This window comes from Nodosilinea sp. FACHB-131 (assembly GCF_014695395.1).
Taxonomy (GTDB): domain Bacteria; phylum Cyanobacteriota; class Cyanobacteriia; order Phormidesmidales; family Phormidesmidaceae; genus Nodosilinea.
Genome location: NZ_JACJOF010000024.1, coordinates 47,057 through 71,336, shown reverse-complemented (window position 1 = coordinate 71,336; position 24,280 = coordinate 47,057). Strand labels below are relative to the sequence as shown.

The 24,280-nt window shown below is 56.0% G+C and carries 22 protein-coding genes; 14 read left to right on the top strand and 8 right to left on the bottom strand.

Translation table 11 applies throughout. From position 1 onward, the window contains the following. Positions 1-187 precede the first annotated feature (187 nt). Positions 188-985 (top strand): class I SAM-dependent methyltransferase, encoded by a 798-nt coding sequence (locus H6F75_RS15055; protein WP_190753287.1) that lies wholly within the window; start codon positions 188-190, stop codon positions 983-985. Positions 986-1,155: 170 nt separating this feature from the next. Continuing rightward, complete coding sequence (locus H6F75_RS15050; RefSeq protein WP_190753286.1) at positions 1,156-1,953, top strand: class I SAM-dependent methyltransferase; 798 nt, start codon at positions 1,156-1,158, stop codon at positions 1,951-1,953. Between the two features lie 127 nt (positions 1,954-2,080). On the opposite strand, the gene dinB is transcribed toward H6F75_RS15050, so the two are convergent. Beyond that, positions 2,081-3,148, bottom strand: a complete 1,068-nt coding sequence (dinB, locus tag H6F75_RS15045) for a DNA polymerase IV (RefSeq protein ID WP_190753326.1) — start codon at positions 3,146-3,148, stop codon at positions 2,081-2,083. A 134-nt stretch (positions 3,149-3,282) separates the two neighbouring features. Here dinB and H6F75_RS15040 point away from each other — a divergent pair, with 134 nt between their 5' ends. The 6 genes from H6F75_RS15040 to H6F75_RS15015 all read left to right on the top strand — a co-directional run bounded on the left by H6F75_RS15040 (position 3,283) and on the right by H6F75_RS15015 (position 9,573). Then, a complete protein-coding gene (locus H6F75_RS15040; RefSeq protein ID WP_190753285.1) occupies positions 3,283-3,789 on the top strand; it encodes an Hsp20 family protein in 507 nt (168 codons plus the stop codon). Positions 3,790-3,879: 90 nt separating this feature from the next. Next, on the top strand, positions 3,880-4,233 hold the full coding sequence (locus H6F75_RS15035) for an antibiotic biosynthesis monooxygenase (protein WP_190753284.1): 354 nt from the start codon (positions 3,880-3,882) through the stop codon (positions 4,231-4,233). Positions 4,234-5,031: 798 nt separating this feature from the next. Further along, positions 5,032-6,135 carry a hypothetical protein gene (locus tag H6F75_RS15030; protein WP_190753283.1) on the top strand — a complete coding sequence of 368 codons (1,104 nt, stop codon included), beginning with the start codon at positions 5,032-5,034 and terminating at the stop codon, positions 6,133-6,135. A gap of 1,148 nt (positions 6,136-7,283) precedes the next feature. Beyond that, positions 7,284-9,035, top strand: a complete 1,752-nt coding sequence (locus H6F75_RS15025) for an alpha-amylase family glycosyl hydrolase (RefSeq protein ID WP_190753282.1) — start codon at positions 7,284-7,286, stop codon at positions 9,033-9,035. A 101-nt stretch (positions 9,036-9,136) separates the two neighbouring features. Further along, a complete protein-coding gene (locus H6F75_RS15020; protein ID WP_190753281.1) occupies positions 9,137-9,352 on the top strand; it encodes a type II toxin-antitoxin system HicA family toxin in 216 nt (71 codons plus the stop codon). Next, a complete protein-coding gene (locus H6F75_RS15015; protein ID WP_190753280.1) occupies positions 9,349-9,573 on the top strand; it encodes a type II toxin-antitoxin system HicB family antitoxin in 225 nt (74 codons plus the stop codon). The genes H6F75_RS15020 and H6F75_RS15015 overlap by 4 nt, the downstream gene beginning before the upstream one ends. A gap of 25 nt (positions 9,574-9,598) precedes the next feature. On the opposite strand, the gene H6F75_RS15010 is transcribed toward H6F75_RS15015, so the two are convergent. Next, positions 9,599-10,054: a hypothetical protein gene (locus H6F75_RS15010; RefSeq protein ID WP_073611197.1), complete on the bottom strand. Its 456-nt coding sequence runs from the start codon at positions 10,052-10,054 to the stop codon at positions 9,599-9,601. Between the two features lie 233 nt (positions 10,055-10,287). Here H6F75_RS15010 and cobS point away from each other — a divergent pair, with 233 nt between their 5' ends. Continuing rightward, positions 10,288-11,082: an adenosylcobinamide-GDP ribazoletransferase gene (gene cobS, locus H6F75_RS15005; RefSeq protein ID WP_347710655.1), complete on the top strand. Its 795-nt coding sequence runs from the start codon at positions 10,288-10,290 to the stop codon at positions 11,080-11,082. Positions 11,083-11,219: 137 nt separating this feature from the next. On the opposite strand, the gene H6F75_RS15000 is transcribed toward cobS, so the two are convergent. The 4 genes from H6F75_RS15000 to proS all read right to left on the bottom strand — a co-directional run bounded on the left by H6F75_RS15000 (position 11,220) and on the right by proS (position 15,416). Further along, positions 11,220-11,852 carry a hypothetical protein gene (locus tag H6F75_RS15000; RefSeq protein WP_190753279.1) on the bottom strand — a complete coding sequence of 211 codons (633 nt, stop codon included), beginning with the start codon at positions 11,850-11,852 and terminating at the stop codon, positions 11,220-11,222. A 132-nt stretch (positions 11,853-11,984) separates the two neighbouring features. Then, entirely contained in the window at positions 11,985-12,680 is a 696-nt protein-coding gene (locus H6F75_RS14995; protein WP_190753278.1) for a GerMN domain-containing protein, read from the bottom strand. A gap of 52 nt (positions 12,681-12,732) precedes the next feature. Beyond that, positions 12,733-13,569, bottom strand: coding sequence for a DUF2993 domain-containing protein (locus H6F75_RS14990; RefSeq protein ID WP_190753277.1), 837 nt, complete (start codon positions 13,567-13,569; stop codon positions 12,733-12,735). A gap of 32 nt (positions 13,570-13,601) precedes the next feature. After that, positions 13,602-15,416 (bottom strand): proline--tRNA ligase, encoded by a 1,815-nt coding sequence (gene proS, locus H6F75_RS14985; RefSeq protein WP_190753276.1) that lies wholly within the window; start codon positions 15,414-15,416, stop codon positions 13,602-13,604. Between the two features lie 360 nt (positions 15,417-15,776). Between proS and H6F75_RS14980 the strand changes: the two genes are divergently transcribed. Both H6F75_RS14980 and H6F75_RS14975 read left to right on the top strand, forming a co-directional pair. Next, a complete protein-coding gene (locus H6F75_RS14980) occupies positions 15,777-17,102 on the top strand; it encodes a PhoH family protein (protein WP_190753275.1) in 1,326 nt (441 codons plus the stop codon). A 356-nt stretch (positions 17,103-17,458) separates the two neighbouring features. Beyond that, on the top strand, positions 17,459-17,977 hold the full coding sequence (locus H6F75_RS14975) for a host attachment protein (RefSeq protein ID WP_190753274.1): 519 nt from the start codon (positions 17,459-17,461) through the stop codon (positions 17,975-17,977). 16 nt (positions 17,978-17,993) lie between these two features. Here the strand turns inward: H6F75_RS14975 and H6F75_RS14970 are convergent, their stop codons facing one another. Then, positions 17,994-19,265 (bottom strand): EAL domain-containing protein, encoded by a 1,272-nt coding sequence (locus tag H6F75_RS14970; protein WP_190753273.1) that lies wholly within the window; start codon positions 19,263-19,265, stop codon positions 17,994-17,996. 337 nt (positions 19,266-19,602) lie between these two features. On the opposite strand from H6F75_RS14970, the gene mdh reads away from it, so the two are divergent. The 3 genes from mdh (at position 19,603) to H6F75_RS14955 (ending at position 23,511) form a co-directional block, all read left to right on the top strand. After that, positions 19,603-20,574 (top strand): malate dehydrogenase, encoded by a 972-nt coding sequence (mdh, locus tag H6F75_RS14965; protein ID WP_190753272.1) that lies wholly within the window; start codon positions 19,603-19,605, stop codon positions 20,572-20,574. A gap of 434 nt (positions 20,575-21,008) precedes the next feature. Further along, positions 21,009-22,358 carry a cytosine deaminase gene (locus H6F75_RS14960; RefSeq protein ID WP_190753271.1) on the top strand — a complete coding sequence of 450 codons (1,350 nt, stop codon included), beginning with the start codon at positions 21,009-21,011 and terminating at the stop codon, positions 22,356-22,358. 169 nt (positions 22,359-22,527) lie between these two features. Continuing rightward, complete coding sequence (locus tag H6F75_RS14955; RefSeq protein WP_190753270.1) at positions 22,528-23,511, top strand: DnaJ C-terminal domain-containing protein; 984 nt, start codon at positions 22,528-22,530, stop codon at positions 23,509-23,511. 86 nt (positions 23,512-23,597) lie between these two features. Here H6F75_RS14955 and H6F75_RS14950 read toward each other — a convergent pair whose 3' ends face one another. Further along, the gene (locus H6F75_RS14950) at positions 23,598-24,128 is read right to left on the bottom strand and encodes a DUF4149 domain-containing protein (protein WP_190753269.1); all 531 of its coding nucleotides are present in this window, start codon (positions 24,126-24,128) and stop codon (positions 23,598-23,600) included. Positions 24,129-24,280: the final 152 nt, after the last annotated feature.

The following is a 24,280-nucleotide window of genomic DNA, read 5'->3' as shown; positions in this document are numbered from 1 at the left end:
TACTGCTAGCTCACCGAGTACATTCCATAGAAAAACACAGCTATAAACGGTACCATCAGTGCTGTACCATCTACCGCAGCAGTGATTTCAGACCTTATATCTGATTTTGCTCACCGCTTAGTCTTGAGACTCAAGTGGATAAGTCGAACTCAGATTTGAACATAGATAGCTTAGGAAAGGTCATCCTATGATCCAGTGGTTTGAAGAACGAACATTTGCCACCGAAGCAGAAAGTAAGGCCATGGCGGACCCTTCTGTCATAGAACCATTTGGAGCGCCCCGCTCTCTACCTCGAATGCTGTTTGATTTCGCTATTCTCACCGCTTGCATAACTTCCAATAATCCTGAATTACCCTTGCTAGATTTTGGTGCCGGAACAGGATGGATTACCGAACTGTTGGGGCGTATGGGTAAGCGAGTTGTCGCTTTTGATATTCATAACGACCTAGAAATTTGTCTGCACAATCGGATCTCCGCCGATCGACGCTTGGTTAGTCAGCACATCGGCTTTGAACAGGGAGATGGTCACCAGATGCCGTTTGCCGATTGCAGCTTTAGCAACCTGCTGTGCTACGACACCCTGCACCACATGCACAGTTATCCTAAAGTTTTTGAGGAATTTTTCCGCGTTCTTGCTCCGGGAGGTCGCGCTATCTTTGTAGAACCAGGCGCCAGACATAGCCAATCCCCCGATACCATTGCCTTTCTCGAACAGCAAAAAGCCCACGACCCCACTTGGATTGAACGCGACGTCGTGCTCGAAGAAATCGACGAAATAGCCCGCCATGCTGGCCTGGCCGGCCTGACGGTGGTGCCCATTCCTCATCCTGACAATCTGGTCACCTTTAATGTAGAAGCGTGGAGCCAATTTCGGGGGGTTATGCCCAGTTCTGAAAAAACTATGGCACGTGAAAAGTTCTGCGACCACTTAGCGCATTTAAACTATAACGATAGGGTAGTTTTCTATACCGAGCGTCAACTCTAAGGAATAGCTTAAAAGAGAGTAAAAGGGCCATTTTATGGCATCAAAAACCTGTGTCTAGCGTTCTCTAGCCCTGCCAACCTCAGCACTTTAGGTTGAAATAGAAAAAATTGGAGAGTTGGGCTTAGGCAAACACCGATTTGAACAGAGTGAACTAGGAACTAGGTCATCCTATGATTCAGTGGCTTGAACCACGACAGTTTGCCACCGAAGCAGACCGCAGTGCTATGGCTAACCCTGCGGTCATCGAGCCCTTTGGAGCACCGCGCTCTCTGCCTCGAATGCTGTTTGACTTTGCCATTCTCACCGCTTGCATAACCCCCAATCATCCTGACTTGCCCGTGCTAGATTTTGGGGCTGGCTCAGGATGGATCACAGAGTTTTTGGGGCGCATGGGTAAGCAAGTTGTCGCTTTTGATATTCATGGCGATTTAGAATCCTGCCTGCGAATGCGCATTGCCGCTGACCAACGCCTAGCTAGTCACCAGATCGGTTTTGAGCATGGTGATGGCCATCAGATGCCGTTTGACGATCGCAGCTTTAGCAACCTGCTGTGTTACGACACGCTACACCACATGCACAGTTATCCCAAAGTTTTTGAGGAATTTTTCCGCATCCTTGCGCCAGGGGGACGCGCTATCTTTGTAGAGCCGGGTGCCAAACACAGTAAATCAGCCGATACCATTGCCTTTCTCAAGCAGCAAAAAGCCCATGACCCGAGCTGGATTGAGCGCGACGTCGTGCTTGAAGAAATCGATGAGATAGCTCGTCAAGCTGGACTAACTGGCCTAACAGTGGTGCCCATGCCCCATCCCGATCGTTTAGTTACCTTCAATATAAAGGCCTGGGGGCAATTTCGAAATGCTCTGCCCAGTTTTAGCAAAACTATGGCGCGCAAAAAGTTTTGTGATCGCTTGGCTAATGTCAATTACAACGAAAGAGTAATTTTTTACACCGACCGTCAACTTTAAGAAGCAACGTATAGCTATCACTAGAAAGGTTTTAGAGAGCAGCCCATGCCATGCTCAAAACTTCCTGCACAAACGCTCACGCATAGACATTGAGTGAGAAAGCGCGGTAGCACAACTGTCTACTTTTCTAAATCTCCAACGACAGCTGTACGCAGATGGGTTCACCTACCAGTTCTAGGTTTGAGAGGGTGAGGCCGAGCAGGCGGACGGGCTGGCTACAGTCGAGGTGGGTCAAGAGCATTTCTTCAGCCCAGGGCAAAATAGGCGACTCAGCGCCGATAGCGGCGACAAAGGTGCGGCTGCGGGTGATCTGCCGATAGTCAGCGTACTTGACCTTGAGGGTGAGGGTGTAGCCTCGGCAGCGCTGTTCTTGCAGGCGGCTGATCACTTCAGCGGCGACGCCCTCTAGCGCTACGGTCATCTCCGCCAGATTAGTGAGGTCGGGCGAGAACGATCGCTCGGCCCCCAGTGATTTGCGAATTCGGTTGGGGTTGACGGGGCGATCGTCCTGGCCTTGGGCGACGCGGTAGTAGAAATGCCCCACCTTGCCGAAGTGCTGCACCAGGTCAGCTTCGGTCCGCTGGCGCAAGTCAGCCCCGGTGGCAATACCCAAGGCGCGCATTTTGCGGGCAGTGACGTAGCCAATGCCGTGAAACCTTTCAATGGGTAGCGCGGCGACAAAGGTCTCGGCCTGCTCAGGCAAAATCAGGGTGAGGCCATCGGGTTTGTTTTGGCCGCTGGCCATTTTAGCGAGAAACTTATTCACCGACACTCCTGCCGAGGCCGTGAGCTGGGTGGTGCTGTGGATATCGGCCTTAATGGCACGGGCCAGCACCAGAGCCGAGGGCTCCTCCAAGGCGTTAGTGGTGACATCCAGGTAGGCCTCATCGAGGGACAGCGGCTCGACCAGGTCGGTGTAGCGGTGAAAGATGGCTCGAATCTGCTGCGAAACCGCTTTGTAAACTTCAAAGCGCGGTCGAGCAAAGATCAGGTTGGGGCAGCGCTGCTGGGCGATGCGGGCGGGCATAGCGGAGTGAATGCCGTACTGGCGGGCCTCGTAGCTGGCCGCTGCAACCGCCCCCCGCTGGTCAGGACGACCGCCTACCACCAGAGGCTTGCCCCGGTACTGGGGAAAGTCTCGCTGCTCTACGGAGGCGTAGAAGGCGTCCATATCAACATGGATAATTTTGCGCATTGAGGCGGTTGCGATCGCGGTCATTGACTGACGAGGCATGGCGGTTATACCACCTTCGGACAGGGGGCTTTCCTCCCTGCGGAATAGCGGGCTTGCCGCGATGATTTAAGTATAGAAAACAAAGAGTTAGGGCTATGGTCACTTGGCAATCCTCGTCTCAACCCCCGAATGCTCAGTCTATGTGGAGCTTGGGTGCGGCCCAGGCCCAAATGCAGGCGATCGCCGCAGCCCTGATGCCTGTAGGGCTTTCCCCTACGGGCCGAGTACAGCTGCCCTCCATTGAGATCGAAGACACCGCCAACGCTTTGGTGGTAACCGCCTTTTTGCCGGGGGTAGAGCCCCAGGCGGTACAAGTGCGGGCTACCAGCAAGTCGCTCACCTTTTCCGGCCAGCGGCAGTCGGGCTATCGCAGCCCGCTGATCCAGAGCCTGGGGATCAACTATTTTCAGCAGACGGTGCCGCTGCCCGAGCGCGTGCTCGATCGCCAGGTGCAGGTGGCTTATCAAGGCGGAGCGATCGTGGTGACGTTGCCCAAGGCCAAGGGTTGGGGGCAGCGGCTCATGCAGGGCTGGCAGCGGGCTCGGGTAGAGCTAGGGTTGGCGCTCAAAGCTTGGGGGCAGCGGCTGTTAGAAGATCGGTAACAGAATCTAAAGCCTAGGTAAGAAAAAGAGTTGGGTGTCAACATCTGATCGACACTGGATCTACGATGAGACCTAGGATTGATTCCATTTATGACTGACTTCGACGATTTTTTGCGCCACAAGTACGCCTACGTAGCCATTGGGGAGTTTAAACCCGGCTGTTTTAGCGAAGCCCGCCAGCTCTACGAAAAGGCGGTATCAACCTACACGAAAGGCTTCCAGGGAGCTTACCTGCTGCAGGAACCAGGCAGCGATCGCGGCATCGCTATTATTCTCTGGGACAGCATTGAGGATATGGACGACAACCAAAGCGAGGTCTATCAAAAGACCCTGGGCAAAATTGCCCATCTATTTGAGACACCACCTGTAACCTCGTTCTACGAAGTGTGTAGCGAAATCGGTCTGCCTCAAATTTTGGCCGCCGCCAGTGCTGGGACCAAATAGCTTAAAGCCTACTGGAGCTGAGTGTCTTGAGTGCGACCCAAAAGGCGCTCGGCTCTATTCTAATTGTTCGGCTGCCCGTGGCGGTCCGTGACCAATCGGTTGCGTTCAAAAATACGGACTTCAACTGGGTTGCTGGCCCAGTGAGTGCGGTCTTGTAGAGCGAGGTTAAACATCCACACTCGCTGGTTGCGGATGATACCGGCGAGATAGGGTTGTGGATGGTCAACGGTTTAACGTAGGGGCCTATCCGCCTAAATATTCAGCTAGTCGAGCAATGCCTGAGCCTTAAGTGGCTTCTCAGCAGACTTTAATTCCCTAAGGGAAACTCCGAGAACGACATGGCCTTAAGGCCCGCTGTCCTACTTCGCTGGAACCAACTGAAGCCTCTGGCAGAGGTGGAGCGAGCCAGCCCTAGATCTTTTTATTTTTATACAGTGACCAACAAATAAAGCTCAAGCGGTTGGCTGGTCTGTCTGAGGCTATGGCGATTTTGTGCCAAATTTGAGCCTGTCCATCACTTCAACCCAGGCAACACAGTCGGAGCAGCAGCGTGGACAAGTCGAGGGCTTCGTGGTGTTCACTTAAACGCATCGAGGGGCTCAAGGAGCATCGATATGATGGCCCTCTCAAAGGCTGAGTGCGTCTTGTGTAAAGCCGTCTAGCCCGTTTGGGACCGACTGTCCAGAGAGCGCTATGCCAAATTTTTCTCTGGTCTCAAATGGTGGGTTGAATCAGTAAATTTACGGGGCGGGGGTGAAGTTTTTAGAGTCAACTCATTCACCCTAAGGAATTTCTCCCATGCGTCAATTGATTTTGGGCCAGCTGAAGTGCAACAAAACCGAAGACTGGGGCGCAGACGAGTGCCGTCTCGAAGTTTTTGTCGATGGTGCATTGCAGCCCCACCTCAAGCGCAGCCTCAACAATGGCAATACCTGGTCTTTAAATCAGACCTACACCTTTAACAACAGTGTGGAAATCAAGCTCTGGGATGAAGACTCCCCCGATGCTGATGATTTCTTGGGATCTGTTCACATCACCGCGGGGCTAACCTCGGGCGCTACCGCCGCGTTTACCCGCGATGGGGCCAACTACCAATTGCGCTATCAGGTCATCGATATACCCGATGTTGACCCGGTCGCCGCTGCGATCGCCGCTTTTGAGCAATCCCCTGAACCGGGAGTGTGGCCCCAAATTAATAAAGCTGAACTGATTCAAGATATTCGCGCTACGGTGGCCAACCCACTCAACATTAACCAAAACTACACCCCCTTCTGCGGCCCCACCGCCATTGTGTTTGAGCTGGTGTCTAAACAGCCCGCTCGCTACGTCGAGTTCTGCCGCTCTCTCTACGAAACCGGCCAGTTTCGCGGCCGCACCAAAACCGTGCGCCCCTCCGACGGTCTCCGGCAGAGCAAAATCCGCTCCGGCATGTCTGCCGCCGACTGGATGCTGATTGCCACCCTGCGCGATGCCGAGAACCTGATCTTTCCGGTCACTGGAGACTCCGGCAGCCTCGAAAACAACGTCGCTGGCATCACCACCCCCTGGGAAATGAAGGGCTGGATTTCTGAAGTTTTGGGCTACAGCCAGGTCGATTTTGAATCTACCTTTGTCTACGGCGAGTTTGACGCCATGAAAAGCGCAGACGCCGCCCGCCGCCAAGGGGGTGTGGCCTTTGTCATGATCGACGCCGCTATGCTCGGCGGCAGTGCGCCCACCGTGGCTTACCCTAATCACTGGGTTGTCTACCAAGGCGACCTCAGCATTGACAACGGCGTTTGGTATAAGCATGACAGCGGCCACATTCGCTTTAAGTGCTACAGCTGGGGGAGGATTTTCTCCGTAGACCTAGGCGAAGGCTCCTTTGAAGACTACATGTGGGGCGTTGTGACTGGGCGATAGGGGTAGATGGGTAGGGGGTGGATGAGTGAGGGGTAAAGGGTTTAGGTGCAAGGTTCGCGGTTAGGCCTTAGACCCTAAACCCTATACCTGGAACCTTCACCGCTTCCCCCTCCTCTAGCTCTTGCTGTTCGCGGGTAAAGTAATCGTTAAAGCCTTGACTAAAGCAGAGGTGATAACTTTTCTTCAACGGCAGACTTCGATAGCTCAAATTGTCACATCAGCTCCATGATCGCCGTCACCGCAGCATGTCACCTTGGACTCAGCACCGCACCACGCTCCAGAACAAGCTATGGCATCCACAGGTTTGTAGACGTCGCGCAGATCCTTGATAGTTTTGGCCGTAGACCCAGTTGGCTTGAGGATCGCGCGATCGCCCCTTCAATAACCTTCCAAAATTTCAGCCATAGCCATGGGCACTCACAGCACCAACACTCCAGCGGTGTGTTGTACGCAGTTCACCTCAAGACTCTGTGCTCAAGGCTTTGTAAAGACTCCGAAGTTATACCTAAAAAGCTATGAATTTCGTGGCCTAGCGCCAACGTTTTGAAGTGACCTATGCCACCATCAGAACTATCCCAGGGAGAAAAGTGTGACGGTCGCCACTTGCCATTACGCAGCGATCGAAACAACATCTATCTGAAATTCGTCACTAAAACTCTGTTATTTAGCCATTACTATCGCTACCCCGTGTTTTCTTCGACCCCAGCGGTGGGAATTCTCGGAACTTATCGATGGTAATTGTGTGGCATTAAACCACAGTAGCTCTAGCAACAACGCAAACGCTTGTACCATTCATTTTCCCAGGCCGATACGACGGGGCGAAGGGATGGTGCGGCTGTTTACCCGTCATGCTTTGGGCTCTAAGTGGCCCGCCCAATAGACTAGCTCGTTAGCTCTAATGGGTAGGCCATCAATGCTTACCGGCAGGCGCGTTCGGAGGAAATATTCCCCCCGGCGGTAACTGCTTTTTGATACTAAGACTACCGTAAACCACTACTGGAAACTGTAGGTTAAATATGACTGTCGCTAAAAATCGTACTAAGCAATCTGTGCCCGCCTCCTACCAAAACGTTGCGGCCCAGACTGCCCCTCAAAATCACTCTATAAACAAGCTAGATATTCCTGTAGATAGCCCACCCTATTGTCGCGTGACCAATAACATTAAACCCTTGCTAGAGAAGGTTTATCCCTCGGAAACAGCCGAGCGGTTGACCACCGAAATCTTTGCTCTGATTAAAGACACCCTGTGCCCCTCAGGCCGCGAAGATCTTAAAAAGTGGAACCACAACAATGTTCTGCTGATTACCTATGGCGACACCATTTGTGATGGCGATCGCCCGCCGCTATCGGTGCTGGCCGAGTTTCTCGAAACTCATCTCTACGACACCGTTACCGGCGTCCACATTCTGCCCTTCTTCCCCTACAGCTCCGACGATGGCTTTGCCGTCATCGATTACCTCAAGGTCAACCCCGAGTTGGGGAGCTGGGACGATATCAAGCGGATCGCCACCAATTTCAACCTGATGGCCGACCTGGTAATTAACCACATCTCCAGCCAGCACCAGTGGTTTGAGCAGTTTAAGCAAAACGAACTGCCCGGCCGCAACTATTTCATCACCGCCGACCCCAGCGAAGACCTATCTCAAGTGGTGCGGCCCCGCAGTTCGCCACTGCTGACTCCCGTAGAAACCGCCGCAGGTGAGAAGCACGTCTGGACGACCTTCAGTGCTGACCAGGTCGACGTCAATTTCGAGAACCCCGACGTGCTGATTGAGTACGTCAAAATTATCCTGGCCTACGTCGAGGCCGGGGCGCGCTACATTCGCCTCGATGCGGTGGGCTTCTTGTGGAAAAAGCACAGCACCAACTGCATGCACCTGTCCGAGACCCACGCCATCGTGCGCCTATTCCGCGAGATCTTGCAGCTGGTTGACCCCGGCATCTCGCTGATTACCGAGACCAACGTACCCAACCGCGAGAACCTCAGCTACTTCGGCAACCGCAACGAAGCCCACATGATCTATAACTTCAGCCTGCCGCCGCTGCTGCTGAACGCGCTCATGCAGGGCCGCGCCGACCACCTCAAAACTTGGATGATGAGCATGCCGCCGGCTCCCATCGGCTGCGCTTACTTCAACTTCACCGCCTCCCACGACGGCATTGGCATGCGCCCCGCCGAAGGGCTGCTAACCGGTGACGAGTACGAGCAGCTGATCTCGGCCATGCGCAACTTCGGCGGCAAAATTAGCATGCGCTCTCGCCCCGATGGCACCGAGTCGCCCTACGAGATCAACATCTCGTTATTTGACGCCCTCAAAGGCACCGTCAAGGGCGAAGACCAGTGGCAGGTAGAGCGGTTTCTCTGCTCCCAGACGATCATGATGGCGCTAGAGGGCATTCCTGCGTTCTACATTCACAGCCTGCTAGGCACCCACAACTACACCGAAGGCGTTGAAGAGACCGGGCACAACCGCACCATCAACCGCTACAAGTGGGATCTCAAGACGCTGGAAACCGCCCTAGCCGACCCCACCACCTCCCACGCTAAGGTGCTGGCGGAGCTCAAGCGACTAATCAAGATTCGTCGCCAGCAGACCTCGTTTCACCCCAACGCCACCCAGTACACACTGCACCCGATGAATTCGGCACTGTTTGCCTTCTGGCGGCAAAGCCTGACCCGTGACCAGAGCATCTTCTCGGTGCACAATTTAAGCGACCAGCCCCAAGACCTACAGCTGAGTGATCTCAACCTAGTCAGCACCGACGACTGGTACGACCTGATCAGCGGCCACCGTTTCACTGATGATCGGGCAGTCTACGAACTGGCTCCCTATCAGTCGGTGTGGATTACCAACAAGCCCAACTCCGCCCACGACGACACGATGCCAACGCTGCTGTAGCCTAACAGCCTTAAGGGGGATCTGTGAGAGCGTAGATTCCCCTTAAATTCAGGTTGGGGTACTCTGTAATCCCACGAAAGTAGCTGGTTGTTGGTTGAGGAATGCCTAAGAAAGTTGGAGAATTAAAATCATTACTGCGCCAAGCTGGCTTCGAGCGTAAACGTACTAAAGGAAGTCATGAGCGTTGGGTACATCCGACGCTACCAGAGTTGCCTATTACCCTTGCGGGTAAAGACAGCAGAGATGCCAAGGTCTATCAGGAAAGATTGGTTCAAGCAGCTTTGCGTAAGCTAAAGGAAAAGGGAGAAGGCCAATGACATCACTCAAATATCGAGTTAATATCCTCTGGTCTGAGGAAGACGATGCCTACTTAGTCGAGCTGCCAGAATTTGCTACAGAAGCGCAGCGCTACTTCACCCACGGAGATACCTACGAAGAAGCCCTTCGCAATGCTCAAGAAGTATTAGAGCTATTGATCGAAAGTTATCAGGCTGAAGATAGGGCCTTGCCCCAGCCTCAAATCCTACAAGCAGCTTAGTTGATTGAGTAAAGCTAGGCTAACTCTACTCAAGGAAGTTGCGATCGTCGTCGAGGCAGGCGTCCCAGCTGGCGGAGAGAGCGTCGGCGACCATGGCCTCGAAGGCGGCGGTGTTAACCGATCGCGTAATGTGCTCGTGCATCGGGTCTGACAGCGGGATCAGGCGCAGTCGTCGGTTGTCTTGCACCAGGTCAAAATGGTTGCCGTCGGCGTCGGTTTTGCCAATTTCTAAGCAATCGAAGCTGTAAACGTTGATATAGAGTGTATGATTGGCCACGAGCGTAGCCTGCTGCCCATCGGCGAACACCTCCATGACCAGTCCTTGGCCCTCGGAGAGCGTGATGCCGTCTTGAAAGTGGCGGTACTGCACCTGTCCCAGGTCTTGCAGTAGCCTGAGCATGTCGTTTTTGTTGACAACGACCCCGCTATCGATTAAACAAGGAGCGGGGATGCTTAAATTACTAGCACGCTCGTGATTCATGGGTTTTTAACCACGCTACGTTGGCGGGTGGAGCAAGGCCCGTGGCGATCGCTCCTGTGGGTCTATATCCACGATACTCGATATCGCTGGGAATGATCTGCCCAGCGATCGCTTAGCTCTGTGGAAAACCCTGAGACAATTCTGCCAAAGGTCCAACTGCTAAGCATTCCGCCAGAATGCTGAAGTCTCCGTAATTTTGCCGAAATGTTTTTCTACAGCGCAGAGGTGGATCCGTGACCCCATTGCCCCCCGCGCGACCCGGTGAAACCTACCCCCGCCCCGGCTGGTTCGCCAGGCTGGGCGGATCCATCTTGTTCTACACAAAGCTGCCTTTGCCGCCGGGCTGGGAGCCGCGCTTTGAGGGCATTGCCCCGCTGGCTCCAGTAGTGGGTCTGGGCCTCGGCCTGGGTTTATTGGCGATAGATTTGGCCCTGGCGCAGATAGGCATGCCGACGCTAACCCGCAGCGCGCTGGTGATTGGGCTGGGGGTGTGGCTAACTGGCGGCCTGCACCTCGATGGCGCGATGGATACCGCCGACGGTCTGGCAGTGATGGCTCCTGAACGGCGTCTAGCGGTGATGGCCGACAGCCACAGCGGCGCCTTTGGGGTGATGGCAGCGATCGCCATTCTCGGCCTCAAAACCCTGGCCTTGGCTGAGTTAGCTACCGGGCGCGGCTGGGTGCTGGTGGCAGCGATGGTGTGGGGTCGCTGGGGTCAGGTAGTGGCGATCGCCCGCTACCCCTACCTGCGTGCCGAGGGCAAAGGGGCACTGCATCGGGAGCATTTGCGATCGCCCCAAGACTGGCTGCTAGGGCTAGCGCTAGCCCTAGGGATACACGGTTTCTGGTTCTGGAAGCAGCCCGATCAAATTTTGCTCATCGGTATCAGCCTGGCGGGGGGACTGATCTTCTCCCTTCTCATAGGAGCCTGGCTAAATCGTCGTCTGGGGGGCCACACAGGCGACACCTACGGAGCTACGGTGGAATGGACCGAAACCCTGCTGCTATGCCTAGCCACCCTGGCGTAGAGCCTCCCCTGCCAACTTAGGAGATTGTTAGAGCGACTGACTTCGGCCCCATAATTATCGGAGTTTGCTGAATCGAAGCATGAATTTGAGCAGGGCAAACGACCGTTTGCCCCTACAGGAGACTCCAAATGCCCTGATTATCGAATTGCCCCTAGAGTGTTTTTCCAGCTCAGCTCTTTACCCAGCACCATCAGCGCTTTTTGATCAGCTCCGGTAAACAAGCCACTCTCTACTAATTCGGCCAGCACCTGCTGGGCAAGTTGAGCGGCAAACATGCCCCCCGACCTGAGCAAATGGCTGTAGTAGCTAAACTGCGTCTGCCCATCTTCGTTGCAGTGAAAGCAGTGCACCTGCTCTGGCGTCAGGCCATAGACCGGCGTATTGGCAGGCACCACCACACGAGGAATACCATGTTTCCCATAGCGCTGATTGCCCTCGCCCTCTAAGGTGCCTACCAGCACCACCCCAAGCAGGGTGCGAGTCTCTTGCACCAGATCGGGGGTAAATAAAGGATCAGGCTCACTAGAAAGCCGTGGCCCGCTGTTAAAAAATAGCGGGTTGAACAACTGCGAGTTGTATACCAGCCCCACTGCCCAATGGCGGCTGTCGTTGTCAAAGCTGACAAACTGACCAAAGCCGCAGTCTTCCGGCGTTGGTGGCGAACAGACATCCTGGGCGTCATCAACCTGCACTACATAGTCGCAGTGGGAGTTAGACTTCACCACTTTGCCGAGACGGCAGGGGGGCAGGGCCGTAGAGAACAGATCCATAGAGCGCTCTAGGGTGGAACATGGGTACTTATTGTAGACCGTTCCGCCATAGGTGAGCACTTTGGCTTTAGTTACGCTCTGCCAGCGCCACGATTCCAGCAGCTAGGCCGAGGCAAAAGCTCTAGAACTCTTCTATAGCCCAAACCCCTCATCAAAATCACTGCGGGTCATGGGCTGGCTGACCTCCAAGCCCTCGCCCCCCAGCACGGTCAAGGGCTTGCCATCCACCGATATCCACACCGGGGCGGCGGGGTCAAAGGCGGTGGCGGTGTAGATCACCTGGCCTAGGCGACCCACCATTGCTGCGCTGCCGCCGCCAGCCTCAAAGTTGCTCGACAGGTCAACATGGACCCCGTCTGCCTCCACTGAAGCCTCGATCAGCTGAGTCTCTTCGGGAATTGTGGTAAACGCCTGCTGGCTCGGGTCGCCCGACTTAGAGAGTAGGTCGCTGAATGCGGCGGTGACTTTCTCCGAGGGGGAGGCATCAGCCGCGATGGTAATCGGCTGGGGTACCAGCGCAAAGCCTGTACCCTCGTCCTTTAGCCAGTAGACCTGGCCAGTAACTTCTGCCGCCGGGGCAGGCTGGCTAACTGGGTCTTTGGAGGGGGTGTCCTCGACCTTGGGCGGTGCGGCAGGGGTGGTGACCTCCGGCACGGTCATGATCGGGTCGGGGTCAATGTCGAGGCTGGGAAACTCTGCCACCGGAGGCGTGGGGTTGATGGCACGCCAGGTAAACCACGCCACAGACCCACCCGAGGCCACTACCAGAGTAGTTAATCCGGCCAAAACGCCGAGGGGAATACGCCTTAGCTTGCTTTTGAGATCCATGGTGGGGGTCCAAATGGGGTCACAACCTTAGCCTAGGGTAGTCCAACTTTCTCTAGGGTGGGGGGAGGACAGCTTCTTGAGCTGGCTGCCGAATTAAGAGCGGGGAGGTGGGCTCTATTTTGGCAAAGATGGCAACGTCTAGCTCATTGTCTCGGACTTTAAAGTCAATGACGCGGGCTACTACGCCCAGTGCCTCCAGTCGCCGCAGGGTAAGGCGCTCCTGAGCGCCCTGCACAAACGATTCGAGCAGCTGGGGTGGGGTGTCTTCACCGTCAACAGTAATGGTGGGGTCAACCAGGGCAAACCGATGGCCGTTGAGGATGGCCAGTCCGAGCTCGACCACGATCGCAATATTCTCCTGGGTCACCCGGTCTTGCAGGTCGACCACAACGCGAAAGCGATCGCCCTCTAGAAACTCCAGCGACGGGTTGGCCAGGCCGTAGCGATTTCTCTCCCGCTGGCCTGCTGCCCCAGGCAGGGTAAATTCTAGGGTGTCGAGCCAGCCCTGCACCAGGGGCGACTGCAAAAACGCATTGAGATCGTCGTCGTTGAGCCGCAGGCGCAGGGCGGTCTGGGCGGGTTCATCGAGCACCAGCGTCCCCTGCTGCAAACGGCCAAGATCCACATCTACAGCATCGGTTTCGATATCTATAGAGTCGATGCGGAGGCCAGGTAGCTGACGGGTTTCGACTCCCCGGGCGGCAATCCAAGTGTGCTCAATGCGGCCGCTGGCCAGCTGATAGTTAGGCACATTGTCGATGCGCACCTGCAACGTCTCGGCCTCGGCAAGCTGGTTGCGCAGGGCGGCCTCGGCCAGGGTGTCGACCACCACGCCGCCGCTACCCGCCACCCCCAGCAGGGCCGAGAGAATAATGGTGATCAGTTCCATGGTTCCTCCTGGGGAGTGGGTGGGGGCTGGTCCTAGCGGCTGGCCAGCAGTTCGTCGACAATCCAGCCCTTGATCAGGGCAACGACCTCGGCCAGGGCCACCTCCTGCACAATGCCTGTGGCCCGATCGACTACCTCCACTTTGCCATCCCCCAAGGCCCGGCCGGTAACAATACGGTAGGGAATGCCAATTAGATCGGCATCTTTAAATTTGACCCCAGCCCGCTCGTCGCGATCGTCGAGCAGGGCCTCGACTCCCACTGACAGCAGCTCTTTGTAGATCGCCTTGGCGGCTTCGACCTGCAAATCGTCGCCCATGTTGGGAATCACCACGATCGCCTGGTAGGGCGCGATCGCCACCGGCCAGACAATGCCGTTTTTATCGTAGGACTGCTCCACCGCCGCCTGGGCCAGACGCGACACACCAATCCCATAGCAGCCCATCACCAGGGGCAGCTCGGCCCCGTTTTCGTCGGTGAAGGTGGCCCCTAGCGCCTGGGAGTATTTAGTGCCCAGCTGGAAGATGTGGCCAATCTCAATGCCCCGCGCGGTTTGCAGGGTTTGGCTGGGGTCATGCAGGGCACGATCGCCCGCCGCCGCCTTGCGCACATCCACCACTTGTTTGGGCAGGGTGAATTCCTTGCCCCAGTTGCCGCCCACCACGTGATAGCCCGCCTCGTTTGAGCCGGTGACGAAGTTTTTCAGGTCGGTGGCGGTGCGATCGGCCAGGCGCAGAAACTTGGGCTCCACCTCTTTGCCGCCGTTAATATAGTCATCGCCCAGGTCGGGAGCCATGTAGCCCAGGGGCAGAGGTTTGGCGGCCCACTGGCGCTGGGCGTCTTCGTCGGGCACTCCTAGGGAGATCACGGCGGCACCGCCGTAGTCGGCGGCCAGCTTAGTGAGTTCGTTAGTGAGCTTCACGTCGTTGACATCCTGGTCGCCGCGCAGGCTGACCAGCACCAGCACCACCCGGCCGTTGTCGAACACCGCCTGATACAGCACGTTCTTGACGATCTGGGTGGGTGAGCACTTGAGAAACTTTGCCAGAGATTCAATCGTGGGCGTGTTTGGGGTTTCCAGCTTCTCAAACTTAGTAAAGGTAGAGGGCACCGAATCTACTGGGCGCGACACGGCCTTCTCCACGTTGGCGGCGTACTTACCGTCTTCGGTATAGAGCACCTCGTCTTCGCCCGCCTCGGCCAGCACCATAAACTCAGTGGAGCCCGACCCGCCGATCGCCCCAGAGTCCGCATCCACCGCTCGAAATTCCAGCCCGCAGCGGCGCAGAATGTTGCTGTAGGCCTGGTACATCTCCTGGTAGGTTTCCTTCAGACTGCTCTCACTGGTGTGAAACGAGTAGCCGTCTTTCATAATGAACTCGCGCCCGCGCATGAGGCCAAAGCGAGGCCGAATCTCATCGCGAAACTTGGTTTGAATCTGGTAAAGGTGCAGGGGCAGCTGCCGGTAGGAGCGCACCATGTCGCGGGCGATGGCAGTAATCACCTCCTCGTGGGTGGGGCCAAGTCCAACCTCCTGCTGGCGGCGATCGATCAGCGAGAACATAATGCCCTCAGCCTTGGTGTAGGTATCCCACCGGCCCGACTCGCGCCACAGTTCAGCCGGTTGCAGCTGGGGCAGCAGGCACTCCTGCGCGCCCGTAATATTCATCTCATCGCGCACAATATCTGAGATCTTGTTGAGCACTCGCCACAGCAGGGGCAGGTAGGCGTAGACCCCGCTGGCAACACGACGCATGTACCCCGCCCGCAGCAGCAGTTTGTGGCTAGGAATCTCGGCCTCTGCCGGATCTTCTCGTAGGGTGACAAACAGCATTTGGGATAGACGCATGGGGGTCTCCAACGGTGACTGGGGAGGGCTCATAGGCCATAGTAAACGAGGACGGGCAGCCCTTCCATCACCTGACCGGTGCAGCCGGAACTGTTTGGCGCTCGATTACCTGCTGGCGCCTATCGGGAATGGTAGAGAAATCCGCTACAGTGTCTAAGCAGCCGTTCTAGAATTGGCGCTGGGCGTTGGCCTTTGGCCGGTCTTCGACTATTTCCCGCAGCTCAACCAGAATTGTTGCATTGCAAGGGAAGCGGCATCTGCCCATCGTTCCTGAAAATAGCCTCGCCGAGAGACTGACGCTGCAATATCCTGCATCCTCAAGGTCTGGGTTAGGCGTACCGTCTCAACTATTGCTCATCTATGAAAAAAGTTTTCGTCCTCGACACCAACGTATTGCTTCACGATCCGATGGCAATGTTCAGGTTTGAGGACAACGATGTGGTGTTACCCATCACCATCATTGAAGAACTCGATCGCTTCAAAAAAGGCACAGCCGACACCGGCCGCAACGCCCGCTATGTGTCGCGCACTCTAGACGAGCTGCGCCAGCAGGGATCACTGGTGCAAGGCATTCCTTTAGAAAAGGGCGGCACCCTCAAGGTGGCCCTATGCCACCGCGATACCCTACGGCAGCTGCCCGCCGAGCTGGAGGGCGACCAGGGCGACAACGCTATTCTCGCCGTGGCAATGGAGTACAAACACCACCACGACATGCCCGTGGTGCTGGTCAGCAAAGATACCAACTTGCGCATTAAAGCCAATGCCGTCGGGCTGGTGGCCGAAGACTACGAAACCGACAAGATTGACTACGACGACCTCTACACCGGCACCCTGGAGGTGATGACCTCCGCCGAGGCCATGAGCCAGCTGTTTGGCAACGGCTACCTAAAGCTCGATGTGCCCCTCCACCCCAACCAGGCCGTGACCCTGGTCGATGAGTCAAACCCGAACCACACAGCACTAGCGATGGTGCAGGGCAGCAGCGGCAAGCTGGTGCCCCTCAGCAAGCTACCCCACGCTGGGGTATCGCGGGTGCTGCCCCGCAACCGCGAGCAGCGATTTGCCTTTGAGCTGCTGCTGCAAGACTCGATCTCGATGGTGACCCTGGTGGGCAAGGCGGGCACGGGGAAAACGCTGTTGGCGATCGCCGCCGGGGTGCAAAAAGTCGCCGACGAGCGCCTCTACTCGCGCCTGCTAATCGCTCGCCCCATCGTGCCCCTGGGCCGCGACATCGGCTACCTACCCGGCGATATGCGCGAAAAGCTCAACCCCTGGATGCAGCCCCTCTACGACAACTTCGACCTCATCTTTGGCACCCAGGACATGCGGGGTCGCCCTGAACACTGGCGGCGCGGCCACGAAGAAATGATCGACCAGGGGCTATTGCAGATTGAGGCGCTGACCTACATTCGGGGGCGCTCGATTCCCAAGCAGTTCCTGATTGTCGATGAAGCCCAAAACCTCACCCCCCACGAGGTCAAAACTATTCTCACCCGCGCTGGGGAAGGCACCAAAATCGTTCTGACCGGCGACCCCGACCAGATCGACAACCCCTATGTTGACGCCTCTAGCAACGGCCTAACCTACGTCGTCGAGCGGTTTAAGGATGAAGCCCTAGCTGGGCACATAACGCTCAATAAAGGGGAGCGATCGGGCCTGGCTGAGCGGGCCGCGATGCTGTTGTAGAACTTGCCGATTTACTGTTGCCAACCTAAGGCCGCTCACTGGCGATCGCCTGGTTTGATTGAGCTTAAATATTCCACTTTTTTGCTCTGCGCTATTGGGTTTGAGCCATTAGGCCAGTTAGCCTTGCGATCGAAATCCATCGATCAGCGATAGGCGATCTTTATGAATATGCTTCATATTCATTCACTAAACACTACTTAAATCAACGTTAAACGGCATTGACGACAACAGAAATACCCTTAAATTATCGGCATTCCTTGACCATTTTCGAAAAGAAGTTAACCTTTACCTTTGCGCCCCATAGGGTCTTTTTAACTTGTTAGGATGCCACCAAATCTAGCAACGGGAGATTCTTTATGACTCGCTTTCTTGTAGCCGTAGTAGATGGTGCCAAAGCTAAGTTTTTGACCCTTGAGCCCGTGGCAGTGCCAGAGTTAGAATCGGGTCCCGATTTGATCGAACGTTGCCAACTGCTAAATTCAGCAGCAGAAGTTTCCAATCAAGACCTGGGGGCTAACACTAAAGCCAGTCGCAACCGGGGCAGCGGCAGCCGAGGCCACAGCTACGACGATCGCCGGGACAACTACCTAGTTGAGTTTGAGCGCCGCTTTGCCCAAGCCATTGGGTCGCAGATGGAAGCATTGATTAATGCTTATGATCTCAATACTCTGGTGCTAGTGGCCGAGCCGCAGATTTTAGGCACATTGCGCACCTGTTTAGCGGGAATGAGCGGTCGATTGCAGGTGCAAGAACTGGCCAAAGACCTGTGCAAAATGAAACCTCAACAGCTGCAAGATTACCTGGCCCAAAAGGGTGTGTTGCCAACTCGGCAGGTGGCACTGGCAACGGGGCGATCGCGCTACAGCAACAGCTAGCGAATCTAGCTCAAGTTTACTGATCTAGCAGAGCCAGGGCCTCATTTAGCGGCAAGGGAGGGCTAAATAGAAAGCCCTGGCCAATGTCACAGCCCATCGATTTTAGAGCCGCCATCTGGGCAGGGGTTTCAATGCCCTCAGCCACGGTGGGCAGACCCAGTTGGCGAGCGATATCGATAATCGAGCCGACTAAAATTTTGGCGCGATCGCTGCTGCACAACTTTTGAATGAACGACTGATCAATTTTCAAACAGTCGATCTCGCAGCGCTCTAGATAGTTGAGACTAGAGTAGCCGGTGCCGAAGTCGTCGAGGGAAACCTCAAATCCGGCGGCGCGGCACTTGCCGATGGAGTCAATGGCCTCAGCTTCATTCAAAAAGATCCGCTCCGTCACCTCTAGCTTAATCTGCTGGGCCTCAACGCCATGGCGCTGAGTGCAGGCAATTAACCGCTCAAAAAAGTCAGGCTGCTGGAACTGACGTACTGAGATGTTAATGCTAATAAAAAAGCCAGCGCGGTTCTGACCTCGGCTTTCCAAGTGCTTTTGAAAACGGCGCAGATCGGCGCAGGAGTGATCTAAAATCCAGTCGCCCATGGGCAAAATTAGCGAGGTTTCTTCGGCCAAGCTAATAAACCGTAGAGGAGTCACAGAGCCGCGCTGAGGGCACTGCCACCGCAGCAGCGATTCAAAGCCCACAATGGTTCCTGTAGTGAGATTAAGAAGGGGCTGATACACCAACGACAGCTCATCGTTGTGGACGGCATTTTGCAGGTCAGACTCTAGCTTGATGTCGTCTAAAATTTGCTGGTGTTGCTGACTTTTAGCGTAGGCTTTTTCAGTTATAGCGGGGCTGGGCAGACCCATGTGAGGGTTTGCCAGAGCCTTGATGTAGGTATTGTAGGCTCGGTTGCGATGCAGCGACATAGAGATAAACAGCCGCACCATTGGCGACGACGACTCGATGCGCTCAGCTACTCGAGCTGCCGATACCACAATACAGCGGCAGGGGCTAAGAGCTTTAGCCGAGGCCGAGCGAGGCGAGGCGTCAATAATGCCCATTTCCCCAAAAATATCCCCTGGCCCCAGAACATTGAGCTGAATTGAATTGTTGCCAGAACCCACGAAAATCTCAACGTAGCCCGACTCAATAATGTAGGCTTTATCGGCGGCGCTGCCCTCGACAAAAATCGTTTCACTGGCCGCAAATAGTCGAACATTGCAGTCAGGGGCGATCGCCATGTCGGCCACTAGGCTAGTGCTGTCGCTGTCTTCAAAGGCGGGTTCCATAGGAGGCAATGAACCGGGGGATATGGAGCAAGACAAGGCAGGAAAGATTTTCATGGCAAGCACGATTTTTCAGGGGGTTGCTCTAGCATCTCCCATTTTTAGAAGGGCGTTCATAACCCCAGTATGAAGTGTCGGTGAGCGTTTCTAAAAAGCCTAGCCAATCACAGCTTCATCATGTAGCTGTCACCCACCGCTATGATCTAAATCACAACAATTGCAGGATAAATTAACTAGCATCCGCCAGAATATGGACGGCGTCTTTAGCCTATCGAAGCATCCTTAGGCCAAAGACACCACAAGGGGCCAGCCCCATACCCTCCTTCGCTGTGTTGACGCTATGACTGCCTTTTCTACCCCCTCTGCTTGCAATTCGGTTGGCCAGGTTACTGTAGTGGGGGCGGGCAACGTAGGCAGCACCCTAGCCCAGCGTCTGTTGGAGCGCGACCTGGCCAATGTGGTGTTGGTCGATATTGTTGAGGGTCGCCCTCAAGGTGTCGCCCTCGACCTATCCCAGGCGGCGGGTTGCGAAGGGCACAACCGCACCATTGTGGGCACCAACGATTACCATGACACCGCCAACTCAGACATTGTGGTAATTACCGCTGGACTGCCCCGCCGCCCCGGCATGACCCGCGACGATCTCACCCAGGTCAACGGCAAGATTGTGATCGACACCCTGCGCCAGGCCCTGGCCGTATCGCCTCAGGCCAGCGTGGTTATAGTCACCAACCCGCTCGATGTCATGACCTACCTAGCCTGGAAAGCCAGTGACCTGCCTCCCCAGCGGGTGATGGGCATGGCCGGAGTGCTCGACTCGGCCCGATTTCAAACCTTCATTGCCTGGGAGTTGGGAGTGCCTCCGCGGGATGTTTCAGCCATGGTGCTGGGAGGCCACGGCGACCTAATGGTGCCCCTGCCCAGCTACACTACCGTCAACGGCATTCCGGTGGCTGAGCTAATTCCTGCACCCTGTCTCCAGGCGCTGATCGATCGCACCCGCAACGGCGGTGCTGAAATTGTGCAGCTGCTCAAGCAGGGGGGTGCTTACTACGCACCAGCCTCCTCGGCCTGCGTCATGGTAGAGTCAATGCTGCTCAACCAGCGGCGCATACTGCCCATAGCCGCTCATCTGACAGGCCAGTATGGCCTGAGTGATCTCTACCTAGGCGTGCCCTGCCGCCTGGGCCAGGGGGGAATTGAAGACGTTTTAGAGCTATCGCTTACGCCAGCTGAGCAGGCGGCCCTAGAGCAATCGGCGGCCTCCGTAAAGGAGCAAATACCGCTGGCCCTAGCCTTGTTAAATCCGTAATTTCTTTGGGAAATCCTATCCGCGGAATCCCCAGTTGCTAGTCAATAGAGATGTAGCGGGCTATGCCCTTGCGAGGTTTTAGGGTGTGCGTCAGAATTGCCAAATTTGCTTTAGCTCGACCTGAAACATCTAGCGCTGCCCTTTCAGGCTAGTAGAATCACCAGCAGCAGAAAACCAAAAACCGAAGCGCCAGACTGCCAGAAAATTTTAGAAGCTGTGTTGTCAACCATGGCGTTTACCTTACAGGTTAAGGATAGAAACACTGTGTGCTCTAAGTATTCCCGAATCTAACTTTAGAATCTTGGGGCTTAGACTCTCAGGCTCTAGTCTCACTGTAGGTTGGTAGGGCTAAAACTGCCGTGATAAACGCTCTATACCTCGGTGATGCCGAAGCCCTGCGGCGGTGATCTCAATCAGCTGTTTAGTCCAATACTATGAATTCAACCGCCCTGCCCCAGTTTTTGCAACAGTCTTCGGCTCACTACTGGCTCCAAAATGCTCGACTGCCCCTGGCCTGCGTTGACGAATCGGTGACCTGGAATGCGATCGCAGCTCTAGCCGCCCCTCCAATATCAGAAGAATTAGTCGCTGCCCACCTGGAAATTCAGGATGGTCGCATTGCGGCAATTATCCCCACTAGTCAGCCCATCGATTCCGAATGGCCCAGCTGGGATCTGCGGCAGGGCATGGTGTGGCCCTGCTTCGCCGACTGCCACACCCATTTGGACAAAGGCCACACCTGGTTTCGCAACCCCAACCCCGATGGCACCTTTAACTCAGCTCTTCAAGCGGCCGATGCCGACCAGAGCCACTGGAGTGCCGCAGACCTTTACCCCCGCATGAACTTTGGTCTGCGGTGCAGCTATGCCCACGGCACTCAGGCCGTTAGAACCCATTTGGACTGCTTGAACGGGCAAGAGGAGATCAGCTTTGCGGTCTTCGATCGGCTGCGGCAGGAATGGAGGGGCAAGATCGAGCTCCAGGCCGTGTGCCTAGTGTCGATGGACTACTACGATCGCCCTGAGGGCAAACATCTGGCGGATACTGTTGCCCGATACGGCGGCGTTTTAGGCGGAGTCATCTATCCCCAACCCGGTCTGGAAACTCAGATCGATCGCGCCTTTGCCCTGGCCGAGGCCCGGGGTCTGGACATCGACTTTCACGCCGATGAAAGTCTTGACCCCAAGGCCGAAGGCCTACGGGTGGTGGCCGAGACCAAACTGCGGCGAGGCTTTGCTGGGCGGGTCAACTGTGGCCACTGCTGTAGTCTCTCGGTGCAGGCGAGCGATCGCGCCCAAGATACCTTGACTTTGCTTAAGCAAACCGGCATCAGCGTCGTCAGCCTGCCAATGTGTAACCTCTACCTGCAAGATCGCCAACCGGGCCGCATGCCCCGCTATCGCGGCGTCACCCTGCTGCCTGAGCTGCGTCAGTTTGAAGTGGCCGTAGCCCTGGCCAGCGACAACTGCCGCGACGCGTTCTTTGCCTACGGTGACCACGACATGGTGGAGGTGTTTACCCAGGCGGTGCGCATTGGCCAGCTTGATCGCCCCATTGGCGACTGGCCCCAAGCCGTGACCCGCACCCCAGCCCAGATTATGGGCCTAGAGGCGGGGCTAATTGGCACAAGCCGCCCGGCGGATCTGGTGGTATTCAAGGCCCGTAGCTTTAGCGAGCTGCTGTCGCGGCCCCAGGGCGATCGCATCGTCCTGCGCCAGGGTAGCCCCATCGACACTACCCTGCCCGACTACGCCGAACTCGATGCGGTGGTGGGGGTAGCCTAATTAGCCCCGCCCCAACCTGGAAAACCGAACTTCCCTGGAGCGTGGGGTTTGCTACGCTAAACCCAGAGGTAGATGTGGGTCTGGCAGAAGCGGCGGTCGCCCTTCCCAGCCCCAAGCTGGCTATGGACAATAGTCACCACTTGAGTCGCGGGTTTTTAGGAGGATTGGAATGGCTGCTACGGGCTTTAAAGACTACTACGCGGTGCTGGGGGTCAATCGCACGGCAAGTGCCGACGAGATCAAGCAGTCTTTTCGCAAGCTGGCCCGCAAGTACCACCCCGATGTGAACCCCAACGACAAAACCGCTGAGGCCAAGTTTAAAGAGGTGAGCGAAGCCTACGAGGTGCTCTCCGACGCCGACAAGCGCAAAAAGTACGACCAGTACGGTCAATACTGGCAGCAGGCTAGTCGAGCCGGAGCCGGCACCGCCTACGGCAGCCCCGGCGACATGGGCGGTTTTGACTTTAGCAACTACGGCAGCTTTGACGAGTTCATCAACGAGCTGTTGGGTCGTTTTGCTACCCCCGGCGGCGGCAGTGCTCGCTCTTATCCCTATGGTGCTCCGGGGGGTGGGGCAGGTGGGCCTGGGTTTGGCTACGAAGCCGCCCCTAACCAATCCTTTGATCAAGAGGCCAGCATTCGCCTCACCTTTAGCGAAGCCTTCCACGGTGCCCACAAGCGCCTGCGCATTGGCAACGACAGTGTGGAGGTGCGCATTCCACCGGGGGCCAAGCAGGGCAGCAAGATTCGCCTCAAGGGCAAGGGGCCGATGAACCCCTACACCAAGCAGCCCGCCGATATTTATTTAGTGGTGCAGCTAGAGGGGCATAGCTTCTTTACCTTAGAGGGCGACAGCCTCACGGCCGAGGTACCCATCACCCCCGATGAGGCGGTGCTGGGGGGCAAGATTGATGTGCCTACCCCCGATGGTAGCGTGACCATGAACCTACCTGGGGGCACGCGCTCGGGTCAAACTCTGCGGCTGCGAGGCAAGGGCTGGCCTCGACCCAAGGGCGATCGCGGCGATCTGCTGATCAAAGTGGTGATTACGCCACCGACAAGCCTCAGCGACACCGAGCGCCAGCTGTACGAAAAAATTCGCGATGGCCGCACGACTAACCCACGCCAAAGCCTGACCAACACGCGCCTGTAAATTGTTAAAAACGAGCGCAACTAAAAGCCCCCCAATTCTCTAATGAAGAATTGGGGGGCTTTTGGATAAAGATTAGGGCAAAGAACCTACAGTTCCTCAGCTCGGCTGAGGTCGCCGTAGAGCAAGCTAAGTAGCGCGCCACAGCCCAGCAGCTTGACGGCCTCTAAGCCAAAGTACAGCCCGTGCATCTGGTTCATCGCACCGGGTACTTCAACGGTAGCGGCAAAGGGGTCTAGGGAAGCACCCAGGGCAGCCATGGCCGGGGCGATCGCATAGGTCAGCACCAGGGTGAGGGCCAACAGGCCTAGCCCGATCTCTACGGCCCAACGGCTGCGCAGGCCGCTGGCCACCACGGGGCGCTGGGGGCGAGACTGTCGAGCCGCCAATAGACCGGTCAAAATAACGCCAGCGCAGAGCAGCTCTAGACGATTAAATACCCAAAACATGGCGTAGCCCGCCGAACCAAAATCGGGCTGGCTCATCATGCCGCCAACAAACAGCCCGGGCATGATGACAAAATCCATTAGCAGGCTGCTGCTGAACCAAAACATGAGCGCAAACACAACTGCCCCGATCCAGGGGGTGGGTTTAGCGGTGGGGTGAGATAGCGAATTCATGAATATATGCCTAGTGAGGGATGATAGGTGAAGTGCTGGGTCAGAAACTCGGGGCTTTGGGCTGAGTTCCTTATTTATCAATGATTTCAGCCTAGCGAACTTTATTGGCCGCCAGTGTGAATTATTCTTTCGGCAATGCTGTTACAATCCGG